At 67.3% G+C, this 19,083-nt stretch carries 11 protein-coding genes and 1 pseudogene; 1 reads left to right on the forward strand and 11 read right to left on the reverse strand.

Translation table 11 applies throughout. The features are described from left to right. Window positions 1-49 precede the first annotated feature (49 nt). Both ACWC0C_RS44735 and ACWC0C_RS44740 read right to left on the reverse strand, forming a co-directional pair. Entirely contained in the window at window positions 50-277 is a 228-nt protein-coding gene (locus ACWC0C_RS44735) for a hypothetical protein (protein WP_450870666.1), read from the reverse strand. After that, on the reverse strand, window positions 274-6,228 hold the full coding sequence (locus tag ACWC0C_RS44740; RefSeq protein WP_450870667.1) for a DNRLRE domain-containing protein: 5,955 nt from the start codon (window positions 6,226-6,228) through the stop codon (window positions 274-276). The genes ACWC0C_RS44735 and ACWC0C_RS44740 overlap by 4 nt, the downstream gene beginning before the upstream one ends. A gap of 902 nt (window positions 6,229-7,130) precedes the next feature. On the opposite strand from ACWC0C_RS44740, the pseudogene ACWC0C_RS44745 reads away from it, so the two are divergent. Then, window positions 7,131-7,232 (forward strand): annotated as a pseudogene (locus tag ACWC0C_RS44745) (IS5/IS1182 family transposase); the annotation flags it as partial. Window positions 7,233-7,504: 272 nt separating this feature from the next. Here ACWC0C_RS44745 and ACWC0C_RS44750 read toward each other — a convergent pair. The 9 genes from ACWC0C_RS44750 to ACWC0C_RS44790 all read right to left on the reverse strand — a co-directional run bounded on the left by ACWC0C_RS44750 (window position 7,505) and on the right by ACWC0C_RS44790 (window position 17,384). Continuing rightward, window positions 7,505-7,813 carry an EthD family reductase gene (locus tag ACWC0C_RS44750; RefSeq protein WP_449199964.1) on the reverse strand — a complete coding sequence of 103 codons (309 nt, stop codon included), beginning with the start codon at window positions 7,811-7,813 and terminating at the stop codon, window positions 7,505-7,507. A gap of 25 nt (window positions 7,814-7,838) precedes the next feature. Next, the gene (locus ACWC0C_RS44755; RefSeq protein WP_450870669.1) at window positions 7,839-9,494 is read right to left on the reverse strand and encodes an alpha-keto acid decarboxylase family protein; all 1,656 of its coding nucleotides are present in this window, start codon (window positions 9,492-9,494) and stop codon (window positions 7,839-7,841) included. Window positions 9,495-9,519: 25 nt separating this feature from the next. Then, on the reverse strand, window positions 9,520-10,347 hold the full coding sequence (locus ACWC0C_RS44760; protein WP_450870671.1) for an MBL fold metallo-hydrolase: 828 nt from the start codon (window positions 10,345-10,347) through the stop codon (window positions 9,520-9,522). Window positions 10,348-10,389: 42 nt separating this feature from the next. Then, window positions 10,390-11,409, reverse strand: coding sequence for a TIM barrel protein (locus tag ACWC0C_RS44765; RefSeq protein ID WP_450870672.1), 1,020 nt, complete (start codon window positions 11,407-11,409; stop codon window positions 10,390-10,392). Between the two features lie 11 nt (window positions 11,410-11,420). After that, on the reverse strand, window positions 11,421-12,335 hold the full coding sequence (gene iolE / locus ACWC0C_RS44770; protein WP_450870674.1) for a myo-inosose-2 dehydratase: 915 nt from the start codon (window positions 12,333-12,335) through the stop codon (window positions 11,421-11,423). Beyond that, window positions 12,332-12,856: a hypothetical protein gene (locus ACWC0C_RS44775; RefSeq protein WP_449199959.1), complete on the reverse strand. Its 525-nt coding sequence runs from the start codon at window positions 12,854-12,856 to the stop codon at window positions 12,332-12,334. Before ACWC0C_RS44775 ends, iolE begins: the two co-directional genes overlap by 4 nt. Continuing rightward, window positions 12,853-13,965 carry a ferritin-like domain-containing protein gene (locus tag ACWC0C_RS44780; protein ID WP_450870676.1) on the reverse strand — a complete coding sequence of 371 codons (1,113 nt, stop codon included), beginning with the start codon at window positions 13,963-13,965 and terminating at the stop codon, window positions 12,853-12,855. Before ACWC0C_RS44780 ends, ACWC0C_RS44775 begins: the two co-directional genes overlap by 4 nt. Beyond that, window positions 13,962-15,887 (reverse strand): GMC family oxidoreductase, encoded by a 1,926-nt coding sequence (locus tag ACWC0C_RS44785; RefSeq protein ID WP_450870678.1) that lies wholly within the window; start codon window positions 15,885-15,887, stop codon window positions 13,962-13,964. Before ACWC0C_RS44785 ends, ACWC0C_RS44780 begins: the two co-directional genes overlap by 4 nt. 75 nt (window positions 15,888-15,962) lie before the next feature. After that, the gene (locus ACWC0C_RS44790; RefSeq protein WP_450870679.1) at window positions 15,963-17,384 is read right to left on the reverse strand and encodes a glycoside hydrolase family 15 protein; all 1,422 of its coding nucleotides are present in this window, start codon (window positions 17,382-17,384) and stop codon (window positions 15,963-15,965) included. Window positions 17,385-19,083 lie beyond the last annotated feature (1,699 nt).

Genomic DNA, 19,083 nt, shown 5'->3' on the forward strand with positions numbered 1-19,083 from the left:
GGCCGGCCGAGACGTCGGCCGGCCGGCGGCAGCGGGTGGTTCCGAGGGACTAGTGCTTCTTGCGGCGCAGTCCCCAAGACCTGAAGCGGCCACTGACGAGGACACCCACGCCCGCTGATACGGCGATCAGCAGGGCGGTGGTCCCGGCGTCCAGCGTGACCGGGCGGCCGATGACCGCCAGGCACACGATGAACGTCACCGCCGAGGCGACAAGGAAGACCGCGATCTCGGCCAGCCACATTCCCATGGTCGGCCGGTCGTCATCCTGCCGGTTCACCTGGTGATGTAGTGGCATTGTGCCGCTCTCCGGGACCCGTTGATGTAGAGCTTCGCGCATGCCTTGCCGTAGTGCGGAAGGTACCGGTTACCGGGGGCGTAGCGCGTGGGTACGTAACCCGTGTAGCAGGTGTAGTGCGTCTTGCCCCTGCTGGTGCTGTAGGTGTGGTTGTTCGTGTCGGCGTAGGCGTAGTCGATCCTCGTGTTGCAGAACTTGGAGAAGGCCCCGAGACCGGCACAGTCGACGCCGGCCAGCTCCCAGTTGATGTGCCGCCCCGAGCCGTTGATGCTGTGGGTGAAGAAACAGCCGAGGGGAACGCTGAGGGTGAATCCGTCCCACTGGTAGGTGAAGCTGCCCAGAGAGGTGGACCCGACCGCGGACATCGTGCTGGCCCCGGTGCTCTGCACCGGGAGCGGGATCTGCGCCGCGACCTCGCCGTCCAGGTCGGTCAGCTGGAGCAGTCCCCCGTCGCTGTCGGTGGTCACCGCGATGCGATCGTCAAGGTCGTACACGTTTCGGGTGAGCCCCGCGGCACTGGTCTCCCAGGTCGGCTCGCCCCCCTCCTCGGCGTAGTGGTTGACGGTCTCGCCGATGAGGCTCCACGTGGCGTCCGGGTTCTGCTGCTCGTCCGACGACGACGCAGGCCGGTTCTCGGCGTCCAGTTGCCACGTCTTGCGGGTGCCGTTGGCGGTTTCCTGGCTGGTGGCGCCGTTGGCGAAGTACTTCTGGCTGCTTCCGTCCGGGCGGGTGAGGCCGCGGCTGAAGGCGTCATAGGTGTAGCCGGAGTCGACGGGCCGGTCGGCGCTGTCGAAGGCGAACGTCTGGGCGCTGCCGGTGGCCGAGTCGATGGTCGCACAGTCGGCGGTGTACGTCGTCTGCTTGACCAGGTCGCTGTTGCCGTTGTACTCGTCGGCCTTTCGTGTGCACGACGTGTCATCGGCGGTGTCCACGCGGGTCGGCTGGCCGGCCGCGTCGTACTGGAAGGACGACGGCACCGTGGCGCCCGCGGTGTGGGCCCGGTTCGCCCTCTCCTCGTGCACGGTGTAGGCGGCGATGTCCGCCACCGGCACGGTCTGGTCGAGGGTGTTGGTGTAGGTGCGGGCCGTTTCGGCCTCGGTGGCGTCCCGGGCGACGCTGAGCTGGTAGTTGTTCGGGAACGTCTCGCTTTCGAGGTTGCCGTTCGCGTCGTAGGTGCCGGAGACGGTGCCGGCCTGCGAGTCGGTGAGGGACGTGACGAGCCCGCGGGGGTCCTTCGCCGTGTCATACGTGTATGTGATGGTGGACGGCGCCGAGTCGGTTGCCTGGGTCAGGCGGTCGAGGGCGTCGTACTCCCGCGCCGTGGTGTTGCCCGCTCCGTCGTTGTAGGTGACTTCGCGGCCCAGGTCGTCGTACTCGTGGGCGATGGTGTGACCGCTTGCGGTCACACTGGCGATGCTGCCCGTCTTGCTGTCGTAGGTGGTGGTGGTGTCGGGGACGGCGTCCCCGCCGCCCGTGACGGAGACCTGGACCACGCGTCCGGCACTGTCATAGGTCGTGGTGGTGGTGCTGGTCGTTCCGTTGGCGGTGCGGGTGACCTTGGCCGGGTTCCCCCACCAGTCGTACTCGGTGGTCGTGGTGGGCAGTTCGGTGGGGTTGGTACCGGTGTTGGTGACGTTCCCCGCCGGTCCCACCGAGCAGACCAGGTCGGCCCATTCCGGTCGCCCGGCGCACGCGCCGGTGCCGGTACCGGACCAGTAGGTGGTCACGGTCGTGCCCGCGTCGGTGCCGCTGGACATCGGCTTCCGGACCTTGATCACGCGACCGGAGGCGTCGTACGTGGTCCGCTTGGTGATGTTGAGCCCGCTGGGGTCGTCCGAGGTGGACGTCGCCAGGCCCTTGGCCCAGTCGTACGCGGTCGCGGTGGTCCGCACATCGCCGTCTGCGGGGTAGCCGTCGACGTAGGCACCCACCCGGGTGGTGGTGATCAGGCCGGAGGCGGTGGCGCTGCCGTCGGTGGGACGGCCCTCGTCATAGGTGTTGACGGTGTGCTTGCGCGCGGGGATCTCCGTACCGGCCGCGAGGGAAGTGCCTCCGGCACCGGCGGCCAGCGGCTGCCCCAGGGTGATCAGCCGGAGCGGGCCGAACTCCTCGGTCTGCAGTTGTCCGTCCGTCGAGTACACGGACGTCGTGGACAGCTGCTTGGCGCGGTCGGCGGTCGACTGGCCGTTCAGACCGAGCCGCGTCAGCGTGTCGAGAGCGGGCCCGGAGGTGGCGAGCGCCAGCTCCCGGTTGCCCGCCGTCAGCTCGCGGACGACGTTGCCGAACCGGTCGAACTCGGCGGCACCGATGTGTCCGCCCGGGCTGGCGGTGTTGACCTGACGGCCCGAGGCGTCGATGTAGGAGACGGTGGCGCGGGCGTAGCTTCCCGCGGTCAAGGACGTGCCGCTGTTGGAGGCGGGCACGGCATCGGACGGGAACACCGCGGTCGCGTCGGTGGGAACGTCGGTCTGCCCCCAGGCGGCCACGTCGCTCGTGCCCATGGCGTACGGGGCATTGGTGCCGGTCAGCGGGACGTCGTAGACGACGCTGGTGGTGGCGGTGCCGTTGGTCGCGGTCTTGCTGCCGGGCGTGAGGGTGGGCCTCGCGACCTTCAGCAGCATGCCGTCACCGGCGGTTGCGGCGTTGCCCGCCTTGCCGTAGGTGATGGTCCAGGGCAGCTTGCCGGGTTCGGTGACCTGGTTGACCCGGCCATCGGTGTCGTAAGCGTACTCCGTCTTCAGCGACGGGGTGATCTGCGGGTTCCAGGCCTGCCGCAGCCGGCCGGTGTCGTCGTAGGCGTAGGACTGCACGGTCTTCGACGTGGCACTCGCGGCACCCGGGGCGGTGGACCACAGGCGGACCTCCTTGACCCGGCCGCTGTAGTCACCGAAGACACCGCTGGTCGCGGTGGTGGAGGTGGCGTAGACGAACTCCAGGGCACGACAGCCCTTGGTCGACGGCGTCGCCGCACAGGTGCCGGCCGTCACCGCGGACGTGGGTGCGATCACCATCTTGGGGCGGGCGAGGGTGGTGCTCCCCGAGATCACCTTCTCCGAGACCACCGTGGTGGTGGTGTTGTCGGACGGCTTGTAGGTGGTGGCGGCCTGCCACGTGGTGGCGGCCGGGTCGACCTTGGCGAAGGTCGTCGTGGTGCCGTCGGTCTCCTTGAGCGTGAAGGAGCCGCTCAGCGACCCGGTGAGGGTGAGATCCCCGGCACCGGGTTCGGCCTTCCAGCCGTTGGCGGTGGTGGCGGTGAAACCGGTCTGCTCGCCGTGGGCGTCGATGATCGCGACGGAGGTCGCGGACGTCTTGCGCACGTAGAGCCAGAGGGAGTCCGAGGCTTCCGCCATGGTGCCCGACGTCCACTGCGGTCCGAAGATCGCCGCCTGTCCCTCGGCATCCGCCCCTGCGGTGGGGCGACGCGAAGAGGCCATACGGCCGACGGTCAGACCGAAGCCCGAGGCGTCGACGGCGGAGAGCTGGAAGTCGCCCGTCAGCTGGTTCACCTGACCGGGTCCCACCTCCTGGGACGGGGCGGTACCGGCGGTGCGGTCGACGACGACCGTGTTCACCGGCGAGTAGCCGGTGATGGTGCCGTCGGTGAAGGCCGCGCGCAGGTCGACCGGTCCGTCCTCGGCCAGACTGCTGGTGATGTTCCAGGTCAGGGCCGGCGGGGCGCCGTTCGTCGCGGCCAGCGGCCACGAGGCGACGGGAGAGCCGTCGGCGTTGCGCGTCACGTCCGCGAGCGGCACGGTGTGCCAGGTGTCGGTCTCACCGCGCCGGTACTGGTAGGTCACGCCGGTGTAGGTCGGCTTGCCGGTGGCGACCAGGGCGACCCGGCGCGCGGGCCGGTCTCCGTCGCCTGGCGCGAGCAGGGCGGCGCCGTCGGCACCGACTCCGAAGGAGTACTTGGTGGCCGCGGTGGACAGGTTGCCACCGGAGTCGACGGTCTTGGCGTACAGGGTGTGCCAACCGTCGGCGGGGCTGATGGAGATCGTCAGCGGGTCGCCGCCGCTGCCGTCGGTGGTGTCGTCCACCCGCTTGGGGGTGGCCGGATCGTCCAGGCCCCAGTAGAAGCCCTGGCCGTCGGTGGAGGTGGTGTCCAGCGTGCAGGTCACCGACCCGCTGGCCTTGGGCGTCCAGGTGTTCGGGCCGTAGGTGGCGCACGTCACCGTGGGAGCCACCGGCAGGCCGGTGTTCAGGACGAAGGTGGAGTAGCCGGACCAGGACCCGTAGTCGGTGCCGTCGTAGGCGCGCACTCGGTAGCGCAGGTGCGCGCCCGCGGGGAAGGCGGAGCCGGACGGGATCGTCAGGGTCGAGGTGGAGCCGGAAGCCACCGACTTGCCGTAGGCGGTGTAGGTGTAGGTGGTGTCCGCGTACGCGGGATCGGGGGTGATCTCGAACTGGGCCTGGGTGTTGCCGCCGTCCGCGTCGGTGACCTTCGCCGAGAGCGCTGGGGTCAGCGACGTCACGTACCGCTTGCCGTTGTAGGCGTTCACCACACTCGGCGAGATCGCCGCGGAGGAGGTGGTGCCGTAGGAGTTGTACGTGACGGTCAGGTGCGGCTCGACCGAGTTGTCACCGGAGATGTAGTTCGCCGAGCGGAACCGGCGCCAGGTCAGGGTGTCGGTCTCGTTCGCGCCGCGGACCTGCAGGCCGTAGTTGGCCGAGCCGTTGGCCCATGCCTGCACGATGGCGTCGATGTCGAAGTTCATCGTGCCCGCGGGGCAGGAGGAGCTGTAGCCCAGCGCAGCGGTATTGGTCTTCGCGTCCGTGGTGGTGGTCGACGGCTGCGTACCCCACGTCACGGTGGAGGAGGACCAGTCGGAGGTGACTCGCCGTACCTGCGTACCCGCACCCGTCGTGGCGCAGGTCGAGGAGTAGTACGAGTACAGCGCCAGGTTGGTGTCGGTGATGTGCTTGCCCTTGTACGGGGTCACATCGAACTTCAGGTACGAGCGGGCCACGTCCGCGCCACCGTCGTATGTGCCGGACTTCAGCTCGGTCGACGAGACCTGCGAGTCGAGGTAGTCCGGAGTCTGCACCCAGGTGTCGGTCGTGACCGCGAGCGTGGAGGTCGGGTCCACCGTCACCGGGTAGGCGGCGGTGGCCAGGAAGTCCGCCTTCGGGGACAGCACCAGCGTCTGCTTGCCGTCATCGGCGGTCTCGATCTTCGTGGCGACCCTCGCCTGCCGCTGCGGCTCGCCGGAGACCTTGTTCCTGCTGGAGTCCCACATCATCGGGGCCGGCGCCTCGGCGACCAGCTTGCCGGCGGAGTCCTTCAGCAGCAGGTGGCCGGAAGCGGCCTGGGAGAGCTTCAGCTCGTCCAGGTTCAGCGGAATCCGGTAGGAGACGGGGCCGTCCGGCCGGTGGTCCAGGACCACGTTCTGCGAGAAGCCCTGGGCCAGCGCGGTGACCGTCAGGGTCTGCCCGCTGCCCAGGTCGTAGGAGGCGGTGTTGTTCTTCACCTTCGGGGTGGGGAGCTTCTTCTCCCAACCAAGGCCGAAGGACTTGGCACCCTTGGACACGGATGCCAGCGTCGTGTCACCGCCGTCGGAGACCGCGATGTCCGCGGCTGCCGACCGGGGAGTCAGGTGCGGACCGGAGTCGGTCAGCGCCGTGTTGACATCCCGCCACTCGCCGTCGCGCTTCACTCGGATCGGGCTGGCGTAAGTGACCGTCTGCAGCTGGCCGTTGGGCAGCGCGTACGTCGTCGAGTCGGCGCTGCGCTCCGACAGCACCTCGATCTTCCGCTGCTGCAGGCGGGCCTGCAGCCGTGCCGAGCCGGCGTCGGCGACCGCCGACGGGCCGTCCACCGGCTTCTGCGGCGACGGGTGGGCGGGCGTGCGAGCGGCCTGCCCGAGGTTCGCGGGTACCAGGGCGGCGGTGGTACCCGCCGACCCGGCGATCAGCGCGGCTTCGGCCGCCAGCATGAAGGAGACCCCCGCGGCTATGCGGCGCAGGCGGGCCGTCCGCGTGGGGGCGGGTCTGAACAGACCCGGCGTTCGCGCCCAGGGTCTTGGGCGTCCGTGACTCATCAACGAGCTCCGTGATCAGGAATGGAACAGAGTGTGCGTGCACGCATGCAAAGTGCGCGGCAATCATCCACACACCTTCACCCGACCCGCTTTACCAAGACCAAGGAATGGTCAAGGAATGGCCTAATGCTGAGGCCAGAGCCCCGGATGCGAATCTTCGCGGCGGGTCGGCGTCGGCAAATCACGGCACGAGGGCCGCCAGAACGGGCCCTTTGGGCAAGTTGTCCACTTGTTGACGCCCTCTTTAGAGAGTGATAAGCGAGCCCTGGTGGCACTTTGCCAACTCTTGGAAGAATTTGAATGAAGATTGTGACACTTGCCTTCTTATGTAATGAATCACCATCAACAAGTCAGAAGGGAGCAAACGCCAATAAGTCAGCGAGGCCCCTTTGCAGTTGCCGATGCAGTAAAGCGCGCCAGCGCCGACAACCTTGCGCTGCTGGGGAGTTGAGCGTCCGGTCCCAGCTCTCGATGCCTTCGCGTCGTCCACACCCGCCGTTGTCGGCATCGACATCCATGGGATCGATCAGCCAGAACATCGGGCAGTTCGGCGGGCGTTCAGAGCGGGAGCGATGCGCTTGGGCGGTTTTCGACCGGGATGGGCTACATGTGCCAGTGGTCGGCTGCCAAAACAGGCGACTGTTGCGCACCGTCCCGAGCACGGGGCGCGCGCAGACGCGGTTTCCCGCTCCGCGGAGTGCGGCAACGATCCGCACCATCTTCGCGCCGACCACCCCGCCACGGCCGTCCGCACCCAGTGGGACGTGGTCGCCGACATGCTCGGACGGCAGTTACCCGGACAGCAAGGCGCCGACCTGCTCGTCCCGCACCGCAAACGGCGAGGTCAGACGCACCTCAGCCCACGGCAGGAAGCAGGGAATGCCGTCCACCGCCAGGCGCCATGCTCGACATTGGTCGGCTCCACAGCCTGGCTCTTACCGGATGGCTCACGCCCCGCACGGGACAACGTCTAGCGGATGAGGTACCGGACGATATCCGGTCAGGGCTGACACGTTCCCAGCTCATGCCGCCAGCTGAGAACGCATCAGCCCTGGTCCGAGAGCGGGCTCCCGCTGGCCTACAGGGCCTCGGCCCAGCCCCTGTCACGGCGCGGGCATATAGGGCAGCCAGCCGCTCACGGCGAGGACGTCACGCCTCGGAAGATTCGAGGTCAGACGTCCTCGACATCTGTGAAGAGGAGCCGCACGCCGCCAGTTGCCAGCTCGAAAGCCTTGGAGACAAATGCCGATGCCTCTTCGGTCGTCACCGCCCGGCTGGCTGCGTCGTAGTCGGTGAAGTACATGTCGAGTACGCGATAGGCCGGCGTCGCGCTGCCGTCTTCCTTCGGCCAGACCTTCGAGCTCTCGATCCTATTGACACCGGGGATCTTCTTCGCAAGCGCGATCTGCTCGTCGTGACCGGCTTCGAAAGCGGCGGGGGATTTCGGGTTCTCGTAGATTGCAGTGATCTTCGTCGGCATTGTTCTTGCCTCCTTGTTTGTCCTGCTACTGAGTCTTCCACTTCGCATTGTCGGGGATCGTTTTGTCAGGCACTCGCACCTGGATGATGGACGGGCTGCTCGAGTTCTCCAGTGCGCCCGTCACGGCATTACTCAGCTCTCCGTACGTGCCGACTTCCCATCCCCGGCAACCGAAGACCTCTGCCAGCATGCTGTAATTCCACCGGTGCAGCACGCAGGGCTTGTAGAATGGCTGGTCGGAGTGGAATACCCCCGCATCGGCGAGCCACTGCTCCACGGCGTAAACGCCGTTGTCGATGACGAAGATGATGGGATTGAGCTGGAATCTGGTCTGCGTCGAGAGACATTGGGCGGTCATCTGGAAGCCGCCGTCCCCCGAGAACACCATCACCCTTTGATTGGGCTTCTTCGCCAGGCAGATACCCGTCGCGGCCGCCGCGCTGTAGCCGATCGAGGAGTACGACGACTGAACGATGAACCCTCCCGGGGCGGGCACATCGAGCAGCAGGCTCCCGAAATAGTTCATGCTCGCGTCGCTGCTGATGACGGTGTTCCGGTCGACGTACCGCTGGATGAACTCGTAGAACCCCTGGTACGTGATGATCTCGGAGGGACTCATGGCAGGTGCGCTGCGTGCGGGACGCTCCGGGAGCTTCCGGGACTTGGGCGTGATCTTCTCCGCCAGAATGCCGCTTATCAGGTGTTCAAGGGCTACATGCCCGCCGAAGAAGGTGCCGAGCTTGACCGCGTCGAACGAGGCGAAGGCAGTCTTGTCGTAATCCGGCTCCCAGCCAAGGGAGTTGATGTCCGTCAGCCACACGCCCAGGGCAAGCACGAAGTCGGAGGCGGCAACCAGCTCCGTGACAGCCTCGGACGAGGCCTGGCCGTCGAGCACGCCGGCGAACAGCAGATCGTCCTCGGAGAGGACGGACTTGCTGAGGAGTTCCGTTACGAAGGGGATGTTCAGCTGCTGGATCAGGCGCGCGGCCTTGTCCTGCAGGCCGAACCGGTCGACTTCAGGACCCACCCAGATGAGAGGGTTCTCGGCGGTTTCGAGCCTCGCGCGGATCTGGGCGACCGACTGAGTCAGGCTGTCCCGGTCCGACAGGGGCTTGGCCGGCTTGAGGGCGCCCCTGGGCGGCTCGCACTCGAGGTCGACCATGTCCTGGAGCAGTTCGATGTAGATCGGGCGGCGCTGGGTGATGCACGTGCTCAGCGCGTGGTCGATCAGGCCCGGCGCGAGCTCCGGGGTGTCGATCCGGATGGCCGCGGCCGTGATGTGCTCGAAGGACTGGAGGTCGGTCTCCCGCCCGGTGATGAAGTGGTGCGCGATGAAACCGGTCTGCTCGAAGGTGATGGTCTTCTTGATGCTCGGCGTGCCGTTGATCAGCACGAGCGGCACCTGCTCGACGTAGGCGCCGGCGACGGCGTTCACGGCACACAGCGCGCCGGCGGAGTAGGTGACGCAGAGGGCCCCGATGCCCTTCAGCCGCGCGTATCCGTCCGCCGCATAGCCGGCGTTGACCTCGTTGACTTCCTCGATGACCTCGACGCTGCTCGGCGCGACATACCGGTTCAGCCAGTCGATGGAGTAGTCGCCCGCGATGGCGAACAGGTGGTCAAGGCCCAACTGGTGGAGCCGGTCAATCAGGTACTGCCCGACCGTGCAGCGCTCTGCCATGGTGTAACTCCTCTGTGATCAGTGGTCAGTATTCGCTTGCACCGCCGAACAGCCGGGGCAGGTAGATGTCGAAGATGCCCGGGCACTTGCGCTCCGGATACCGCTGCAGCAGGAAGTCCTTGAAGGCGGCGCCCGTAAGGCCGTCGCCTACGGCCTCACGGGCCGCCGAGAGGTACTCGATGTTGCGGGCGACCTCGTTCTTGTCGGCGGGAAGGCCGTGGCCCGGCAGGAAGAGCTCGTACTCCGACACCAGCAGGTCCTGCAGCACCCGGATCCAGTGGCCCAGGTGTGGTGTCAGATACAGATGGGTGCCGCTGTAGAGCAGGTCCTGGGCGAAGTACACCCCCAGTTCGGGAAGCCCGAGGGTGAGGTGGAAGTCGGTCTCGGTGTCCGTCACCCGGTCCAGGACGTAACGGACCCCGTCGATCGTCTCCTGCCCGGGACTGGCGACCTGCTTGGGGACGACGATGTGCTCCGGGACGAGACCACCGAGCTTCCAGTGGTCGCTGAGCGACTCCTCCCCGTGCTCGTGGATGAAGGTCATGGTCTCGGAGAGCGCGTAGACCGTGACGTCGCGGAACGCGGCGCCCAGGCCGAACCAGTGGTCGGGGTGCCGGTGGGACAGATACAGCCGGTCGATCGGCTTGCGCAGGCTGTCGGTGTACGCCCTGAACTCCCTCGCATAAGGGGCGAGGAACTGTCCATCCACGAGTACGAGGCAGTTTCTGGACTCGACGATGTGCGTCGCGTTCGCGATGTTGCCGTCGCTGAAAGAGGAAACGAAGGTGTGAATACGGACGTCGCCCGCCTTTTTCACGACCATGACGATGGGGTCCGACATCTGAGCCGGCATCCGGGACCTCCCCGATAGGGACTGGACGAGAAACGGGCGGGGCTATGCGGCGATGCGCGTGTTGAGTTCCTCCAGCGCCGCTTTTGCGACGTCGTAGGCGCTGTCCGCGCCCCGCACCGGCGCGTCCTCGCCGGGCCGCCAGAAGCGCCTGCGCGCCATCCGCATCGAGCTGACGAACGGCGGGATCGCGTTGAACACCTCGATCAGATACGGCCCGCGGTACACCGGCTCGACCTCGCTGCGCACGAGGTCCCACGGAATCCAGCTGTCCTTCACCGCGCCCCGGTCCGGCGCCGAGATATGGACGTAGTGCAGCCGGTTCTGCCGCACGGCCCGCGCGATGTTGTTCCGGAAGACCGAAGGACCCTGGCTTTCCATCAGGACCTGCGCGGTGTCGATCGTCACGCCGCCCTGCGGGTGTTCGAGCCCCTCGAGGAAGTCGAGGACCTCCGAGACCATGTTGGGCGGGGGAGTCTCCCAGCTCTTCACGGGCTCGATGGCGAGCTTCACCTCCCGGGCCGCGGCGTACTCCGACAGCTCCTCGAAGACTCCACGGGCCGCGTGAAAGCGCGGCTTCATCCACTCCTGGAGGTCGTCGCTCCACAGCGGCTCACCGTCGTCCGTGAGCGGGAAGACGCCGTAGGGGTAGAGGAACGGACCCGACATGATCGTGTCGCCGCCGCCCAGGGCCCGGGTGATGTCGACGCGCGACTTCAGATAGGAGAGGGCCTGTGCACGCTGCTCCCCGTAGGGCGAGGTCGGGTCGAAGGTCCGCGTGGTCCCGACGTTGGTGGTGAACCTGACCTCCCGCAGGCCCGCCTGGTCGAAGGCCTTCCGCAAGCCGATGTAGCTGTCGAGCTCGAGCTTGTGGTCGACGGTCGCGGGCCGGGCGGCGATATGCACGTCGAAGCCGGCGTAGCCCATTTCGGTCAGGGCCTTCAGATGGGTGATCAGGATCTGGGTGTAGCGGGTGTCCTGCGGACGCAGATCGGCCGTGAACATGAAGAAGCTGAAGTACACGTCCCGCTCGACGTTCGGTTGGAAGCCCCGCGCCAATGTCACGTTGTTCATCGTCACCAGCCCAGGACGTCGGCGAGGTAGGCGCGGGCCTTCTTGGCGTACTCGAGAGGGTTGGCCTTGTTCGGATCCTGCTCGGCTTCCACGACCAGCCACCCCTGGTAATCGGCCTCGGCCAGCACTTCGAGGATGGGCCGGAAGTCGATCGCACCGTCTCCGGGCACGGTGAAGACGCCGAGCTCGACGCCCTCCTGGAACGACAGGCCTTCTTCACGCACCCGGCTCACGATCTCGGGCCGGATGCTCTTCATGTGGACGTGACCGATGCGGTCGGCGTAGGCCCGGACCAGGGCCAGCGGATCGTCGCCGGCGAAGGCCATGTGGCCGGTGTCGAGCAGCAGGTGCACCAGGTCCGGGTCGGTCGAAGCCATCAGCCGGTCGATGTCGGCCCGGGTCATGACGCCGGTGCCCATGTGGTGGTGATAGCTGAGCTTCATCCCCGCCGAACTGGCGACCTTACCCAGCTCGTTCAGGCCGGACGTCAAGGCGTCCCACTGGGCGTTGGTGAAAACCGGGCGGTTGGCGAACACGTCAACGGGAAGCAGGTGCGACGAAGCGCCGAACTCGGCCACGACCAGCTCGGTCCCGCCCAGCGCCTTGATATGGGCCAGCGTCTCCTCGAAAGCGGCGATCGTCTTCTGCCGCATCTTGCCGATCGTGAAGTACGTGCTCGTCCAGGGCTCGGACACCCGCAGGCCGCGGAGATCGAGGGCGGCCTTGAGCTCGGCAGCGTCCGAGGGGTACTTGTGCCCGATGCTGCAGCCCTGGAAGCCGGCGAGCGCCATCTCGCTCACGGCCTGGCCGAAGGAGATACCGGCGTCGATGGTGGGGAAGTCGTCGTTCCACCACAGGGTGCAGCAGACGCCGAGCTTCACCTTGTCCGGGCTGAGGCGGGCAGCCAAATCTGTCATCGTGTCGCCCCTTTCAGGTAGCGGTCCGCGATGCGGGGTGGCTGGGCCCAGGAGCCGTATCCGGGTGCCTTGGCACCTGGAGGATTGGCCCCTATGGCCCGCCACAGCAGCCCCTCCTGGTAGGAGGCGGCGGTAACCGTGGAGGTTTCGGCCGACGTACGGGCCCCGTAGCGGTCGATCCACTCGGGTGGCAGCGCGTACCACATCCCGGCGTACCAGAGCTTGATGACATTGCGAGCCACCGGGCCGAGCCGGTCGTCGCTGAAGATCCGGTGGCGCAGGGCCCGGTCGAACAGATCCTGGTCGAGCGGGGTGCGGGCATGGCTTCCGGCGTCACCGGCCGCGTCGGCCCGGGCTGCCCGGTGGGCGTGCAGGAGGGCGGTGACGACCTCGTCGCCGCAGGCGGCCCGGACTTTCGCCAGATATGTGTGGGCCATGCCGGTGCCGAGCAGATCTGTCTCCTCGAAGGCGGTGAGGTCGACCGACAGGAAGAGGAACTCCTCGAACGACGGGGCGGTCATCGCGTCACCGCCCCGGTTGTCCCGCCGGCACCCGGTGAGGGCTGCGGATCGGACCCGACCGCGGCCGGAATCTCGAAGGTGGGTGCGGCGTGCAGGCCGTCGCTGCCCGGCAGGGGGTTGCGTATCAGCCGGTTGAACCCGTCGCGCAGGCGGAACATGTCGCAGACAGCCTCCTGCAAGAGGCCTGGCTGCCCGTTGAACGCCTTGGTGAGCAGGGCGAGGAAGGCCCCGTAGTCGGCATTGAAGTCCCGGGCGACACGGGCGAGTTCCGATCCCGCCGGGTAGTCGGCCAGCCGGACACTCACCTTCACCTTGTACACATCGTCCCAGGAGATGCTCAGTGGGGGCCCCGAAGGTGCATCGGGGCGGTCGCCGACCTGGTAGTAGCGCCCGAGCTGCAGCTGCCGGAACCGGTAGTAGTGGGCCAGCTCCCCGTCCGCGTCGTAGATGCCCGAATCGAGGCCCTCGCCCTGGGCGGCGATGAAGCTGAGCGCCCGCTGGGCCGATTCCAGGTCGGAGACGACGATCATCCCCCCGCCGCCGGAGTAGAAGTACTCGGGCCCCACCTGCAAGGCCGGATCCCCGCAGAAGAGCCCGGGGTCGCCGGCCGCCACCTTCTCGAGTCCTTCGATGATCTCCTCGTAGAACTCGCCGATGCTGTAGAAGTGCAGCCCCTCGGCCGTCGGGCTGGAGACCAGGAGCGGAGTCCCGCCGTCCGATGTCTTCACCAGCCGTGAGTCGGTGCTGGGGGCCCTGCCCGGCCGCTCGATCTTGCAGAACGTCTCCACCGCTTCGGGGGAGAAGGGCCGCAGGTCGACGGTGAAGTCGTCCTCCCCGTCGGGAAGGTAGGCCGGATAGGACGGCACGAAGCCGGGGCGGGTCAGGTCGGGCTTCCCGCCGATGGCGTTCAGGACGTTGGCGACGAGGGTGAGGTGCAGCATTTCCTCCACCGCGGCCACCCGGATGATGTGGGCGGCGTCGGAGTTGGTGGTGGAACGTATGGAGTAGTACGCGGTCAGGTACGGGGGGATGGTCGCGTGCTCGAGCGCCATCGCCGCGTGCAGGTAGTTGATCAGGTCGTCACGGTTCTCAATGGTCGACTCGGTCACCGGGCCGCCTCCTGAGATGGGTGCTGGGTGGCGCCGGTCGAGGTGACCTCGATCGGTGCGGTCTCGGAGTCGAGCTGGGCCAGCATGGCGCGGCTGCTGCGCAGGCACAGGGCGGCGATGGTGAGCGTCACGTTCGACGTGCCCACGGTGGGCATGCTTCCCCCGCCGACCATGTAGAGGTTCTCGTAGTCCCAGCACCGCTGATCCGCGTTGACCACCGAAGTCGACGGATCGCGGCCCATGACATGGGTGCCTGCGAGATGGTTGCCCCCGCGGATCTCGTACCCCTCGCCCTCGTGGACGGCGTAGCCCCAGAAGTTCGGGTCGTACGCGGTGTGGTCCTCGGCCCCGAGGCGGGCGAAGATCCGTTTCGACAGCTGCCGGGCGTACGCCACCCCCCGCATCGTGTATTCGGGGATGTCGTAGGTGAGGATGGGCCGCATGTTCCCCAGCTTGTCGGTGAAGTCCGGGCTCACGGTGACCCGGTTGCTCGGGTTGGCGGGGACCTCGACCATGAACGCCAGCTGAAGCTGGCGGGACACCCGGTCCACCAGGCCCTGGCGGAGGGACTCGCCGTAACGGCCACCGGAGTCCACCAGGTCGATCAGGTCGGTCATCGGCGCGCCCCGGGCCCAGCCCCACCCGTCGTTGTGGATGTCGACGCTGAACGCCGCCTGGCGGCTGCGGAAGCGGCCCCCGCGCAGGTCGGTGATGCCGCCCGTGCAGTTCGTGCCACGGAAGGTGCCGGCCACCTCGGGCAGCAGGCCCCACGCCAGCAGGTAGGCGTGGTCCATGAAGTTCCGCCCCATCAGGCCGCTCGAACCGCGCAGGCCGGAGGCCAGCATCAGCCGGGGGTTCTCCACCGCGTTGGCGGCCAGGATGAACAGCCGTCCGCGGGCTCGCATGGTGGTGAAGCCGGGGCTGTCGGGCCGGTCGTAGCGGCGGTACTCGATCTCGGTCACCCGGCGCGTGTGCTCGTCGATGTGCACCTTGTAGGCCACCGCCTGGGCCACCAGGTCGACCCGGCCGCTCTGGAGGGCCACGGCGAGGGTCTTGCCGGCGTTGTACTTGGCCTGCACCGGGCAGATGGGCACGCAGTTGTTGTTGCCCTGGCACCGTTCGCCGACCTCGACCTGGTAGGTGCTCACGGCTCCTTGCGGCACATAGCCCTTCCCGCCGTCGTAGGCGGGGTTGGGTATTCCGTTCCGGCCCTGCGGGAACGGCCGGACCCGCAGCTCTCGCTGCTCCCCGTCGAGTTCGACCGGCATCCCGTCGAGGTCCTTGGCGACCACCTCGTCCAGGTAGGACAGGGGCAGCCCCTTCATGGGGAATACGTAGCCCTCGTCGAAGGTGATCCCGAGGTAGGCCTGGTCCTCCACGTCGGCGGAGACGCCGATCTCGCGTTCGGCCTCGTTGTAGTACGGGGAGAGGTCCTCGTAGGTGAGCGGCCAGTCGGTCCCCTCGCCGTAGAGCGTCCGCATCTGGAAGTCCTCGGGCAGCATCCGCAGCGTCTTGCCCTCCCAGTGCATGGTGGTGCCGCCGAGGACCCTCGTATAGGTGGTGTCCGTGGCGAGGGGTCCACTCTGGACGATGTAGGCCGAGGTGTCGGGCGCACCCGGGGTGATGCGCCGGGCGTCGGTGCCGCGGGGCATCGGGGCGTTGGCGATGGCCGGGTAGGGGGCCTGGTTGTCTTTGCTGCTGGCCGAGTAGAACCGGTCGAGGTAGCTCTCGTAGCCCCTCAGGGTGAGGTCCTCGGCCGGGCCCGCTTCGAGTATCAGCACTCTCCTGCCGGCGTCGCTCAGCCGTGCGGCGATGAGGGCGCCGGAAATCCCGCCGCCGACGATGACGGCGTCGTAGAGATCCTCGGCCGCCGCCGCGGGGTCGGTGCGCTTCGCCGCCCCGTGAGGGAACTTCGCGTACATGGGGCAGTCACTCCTCCTCTGCCAGGCGCAGCCGGGACCGGCGTGGCGGCCGGGATTCGGGTCGGTCGGCCACGGTCACACGGCCTCGGACCGGGCTCGCATGGCGGACAGGTAGGCGGCGTAACTCCACGTCAGGTTGCGGACACTGCGCTGGTATCCGGTGGTGCCGTCGAACTGCTCGGAGAGCTCCAAGTGGTCGCTGTGGTAGATGACGGCCATCACCATGGCGTCACCGGTGGCCGTCAGGGCGGCGGCGGCTGCCGCAGGGGCCGTCGACGCGTCGATGCCGGACTGGGCGAAGAAGGGCGCGGACAGGTCGTCCACGGGGACCTTGCCGCTCGACTTGATCTCGGTGGCCAGCTTGTAGTGCAGCTCGGCGACGTTGCAGGTGGAGAGGGCCCAGGGGTGGCCGCCGAGGATCGGGTGCGCGGTGTCGCCGTCGTAGACGTCGCCCGGGTAGCGGCCGAACATCGGCCCGATGCCGAACTGTTCCTTGTCCGACTTGTTGATCGGGTAGAAGGCGATGCCGCCCTCTTCCCACTGCGAGCGCAGCTGGGCCGCTGTGGCCAGCATCTTGGTGTCGGTGACGGGAACGGCGCCGTAGACGGCCGCCTGGACGATGTCGATGTTCGGGTCGTACCCGCTGACGACGGGGTTCTGGGGCGATGGCTGGTCTCCGTTACCGGGGTCGGCCATCATGCTCACGTACTTGCTTCCGTCCCAGTGGCCTGCGAGGGCCTGGCGCAGCCACTCGATGGCGGGCCGGAGTCCGGTCGGCTTGTTGATACCGACGATCTTCGAGGCTTTGATCTCCTCGAAGCAGCGCAGCTGGGCGGACCGGGCGAAGAAGCTGTACCCGCTGTGCTCCTCCCACAGGTTCGTGGTGGGGTCCTTGTAGACGCCGAGGAGGAAGGACACGTTCGAGTTCACCAGGTCGACCGCCCGCTTCTGGGTGCCGAGGTCGAGCTGGTCGTAGGCGGCCAGGATGGTGATGGTCTGCAGGGCCGGACCGTCGTTCTGCTCGGTCCACGGGCGGGCGTCGCCGGCGATGTTGAAGCAGGCGTGACCCTTGGTCGGCTGGGCGTTGGAGTGGCAGAGGTCGGCGAACTGCACGTAGTCGTTGAGCGTCTGCACCGTCCCGCCCGGGCTCACGGGCATCTGGGCCTTCGCCACCTCCATGGCCGTGATGGCCCCGTCGCGCACCCAGTTGAAGACGTAGTCCTCGTCGATGCCGGGGGTCAGGGCCGGGAAGGACGGGGCGGCGATGATGCAACCCGGCTTCGAGTCGCGGGAAACGTCGCCCGGCGACTGAGGGTCGCTGTAGACGAAGCCGTCGCTCGCGATGTTCCGGAACATGAACGTGAACATGATCGGCACGAGCGAGGGCAGATCGACCGCTCCCGGGGCCAGGGAGGTCTGAACGCTCGCACGCTCTCGGGAAGCGTCGGACGGCCGGTTGGTGCGGGCGCGCGTGTCGGGCGTGGTGGACTCGGACATTGCTGAACTCCGTTATCTTTCGAGCGGATCCGTCGGATCCGGCCGGCGGTCGGCGTCCTGGTCACGCGGATAGAAGGGCTTGGAACCGGGTGCGCCATGGGCTGCCGCCACGGGTGCGTGGGATCTCGACGCGAGCAAGCCGGATGGACGGCGCAGGGGTGCAGATTGTTCTAGGGACTTCGGTGGCCAGGCTGCGAGTTGGTATCGCTGCTGGTAACGCCTGGCGCGCAGAGCACTGCCGCGTCACCGACGATGCGCGGGAACCATCGAGATCGCCGAGTGGGCCGCGGGCGCGTTGCGGTTGACTCTGACGATCTGGGGCACGACCTGCCCATCACCGCACCTGGCGGCCGCACGGGTGCGGCAGGGCTCTCGTGAGACATGCACGTGGATGGCCGGCAGGATGCGCGGGCAGTCACGGGACTTGCTTTGACCGGACGAGTTGCGGTGACCTGAATGAGCATCAGAACCCGTGCCTGTACATGACTTCCCAGGCGGCGCGCGGCCCCGCGGGACTCCGGCGGTGGCACACGCCTGCCGGGCAGGGCAGGCGAACCGATCATCTCGGACTCATGCTTTCGCCCAGGGGACGCGGCGAGGAGAGTGGCGCACGACAACGCCGTCAGGCCGACGATGACACTCTGAATCAGGTGCCCGAGTCGACGCCATTCCCATAATCGCATTAATAGGGAATGCATCCCTTCGTCCCCCCGTTTTCTCAGAAAGCGCGTGATGCAGAGGCTTTCCGGCAGCAGGTCCCATGGCAGCTTTTCACTGACCCGCAGAGAGCAATTCTGAAGCAGCCTGAGACGTGATCATTCCACGCGATGGATATGCTACTTGGCGTGCCCTTATCTTTGCGTACCGCAGGCTACAGCTAGCCACCTAGGGGCCGCAATAGGAAATTCCAATGTTACGTATGAGGCTGGGGTAATCGGGAGTAGCTCACTGTTGCATAACTGTGCGTCGAATCCCGATGGCGCGCGTGAACATCTCCCCCGTCCTGTTCCCCAATGATCGCGTCTCGGCTCCGGTGCAGGTCCTCAAGCGCACTGCCGCGACGGCCTCGACGTTTCCCCGGTGCCAGTCAGAGCCAGGTGCCGGACCCGCGCGATCCGCGCCTTCGTGCGCCGCCTCCTGGTCGGGGTGCTGGGCTGACTGTGTGGGCGGTCCTGGCCGACGCTGCCTCACTGCTGGCAGTTGGCGAGTGGATCGCCGACGCCCCGGCCCACGTCCTCGAAGCGGTCGGCCTGCGGCCCGAATCCGGATGCCGCGGCGCGACCTGCCCGCCGAGGCCACGGTGTGCCGGCTGCTGACCCGCTCGGCGGGGAGGCCCGTGCAGGACGCCGAAGGAAGCCAGCACTGCCGTGGTGCAGCGGGCAACTCGAAAGTACGGGCGCTCACAACGGCCTGGACCGGAGTGAATCCCCTGCGCTTCAGCGCCTTTTCGGTCGCATGGATGTTCTACTCGAGGTGGATGGTGAACAGTTCTCGGGCTTTGGCCAGGATGTCGGGCGCGTCCTGCATCGCGACTCTCTCGAACTTCTGTAGCAGTATCCCGGCGTATCTCGGAGTGTTCCGCGCTTGCCCGAGTTTGAGTAAGTGAGTAGAGGGATGACGCTGATGTGAGGCGGGCACGACCCCTGTGGATCACGGAGTTCCCGAAGCTCAAGATCCGTAGATTGCTGTGCTCGCTGCT

The organism is Streptomyces sp. NPDC001709 (assembly GCF_053596375.1).

Excerpts from the sequence above, each read along its gene's own strand:
- ACWC0C_RS44740 (WP_450870667.1), bottom strand. The coding sequence starts at position 6,228 with ATGCTGGCGGCCGAAGCCGCGCTGATCGCCGGGTCGGCGGGTACCACC.
- ACWC0C_RS44790 (WP_450870679.1), bottom strand. The coding sequence starts at position 17,384 with ATGTCCGAGTCCACCACGCCCGACACGCGCGCCCGCACCAACCGGCCG.
- iolE (WP_450870674.1), bottom strand. The coding sequence starts at position 12,335 with ATGACAGATTTGGCTGCCCGCCTCAGCCCGGACAAGGTGAAGCTCGGC.
- ACWC0C_RS44750 (WP_449199964.1), bottom strand. The coding sequence starts at position 7,813 with ATGCCGACGAAGATCACTGCAATCTACGAGAACCCGAAATCCCCCGCC.
- ACWC0C_RS44775 (WP_449199959.1), bottom strand. The coding sequence starts at position 12,856 with ATGACCGCCCCGTCGTTCGAGGAGTTCCTCTTCCTGTCGGTCGACCTC.
- ACWC0C_RS44760 (WP_450870671.1), bottom strand. The coding sequence starts at position 10,347 with ATGCCGGCTCAGATGTCGGACCCCATCGTCATGGTCGTGAAAAAGGCG.
- ACWC0C_RS44785 (WP_450870678.1), bottom strand. The coding sequence starts at position 15,887 with ATGTACGCGAAGTTCCCTCACGGGGCGGCGAAGCGCACCGACCCCGCG.
- ACWC0C_RS44755 (WP_450870669.1), bottom strand. The coding sequence starts at position 9,494 with ATGGCAGAGCGCTGCACGGTCGGGCAGTACCTGATTGACCGGCTCCAC.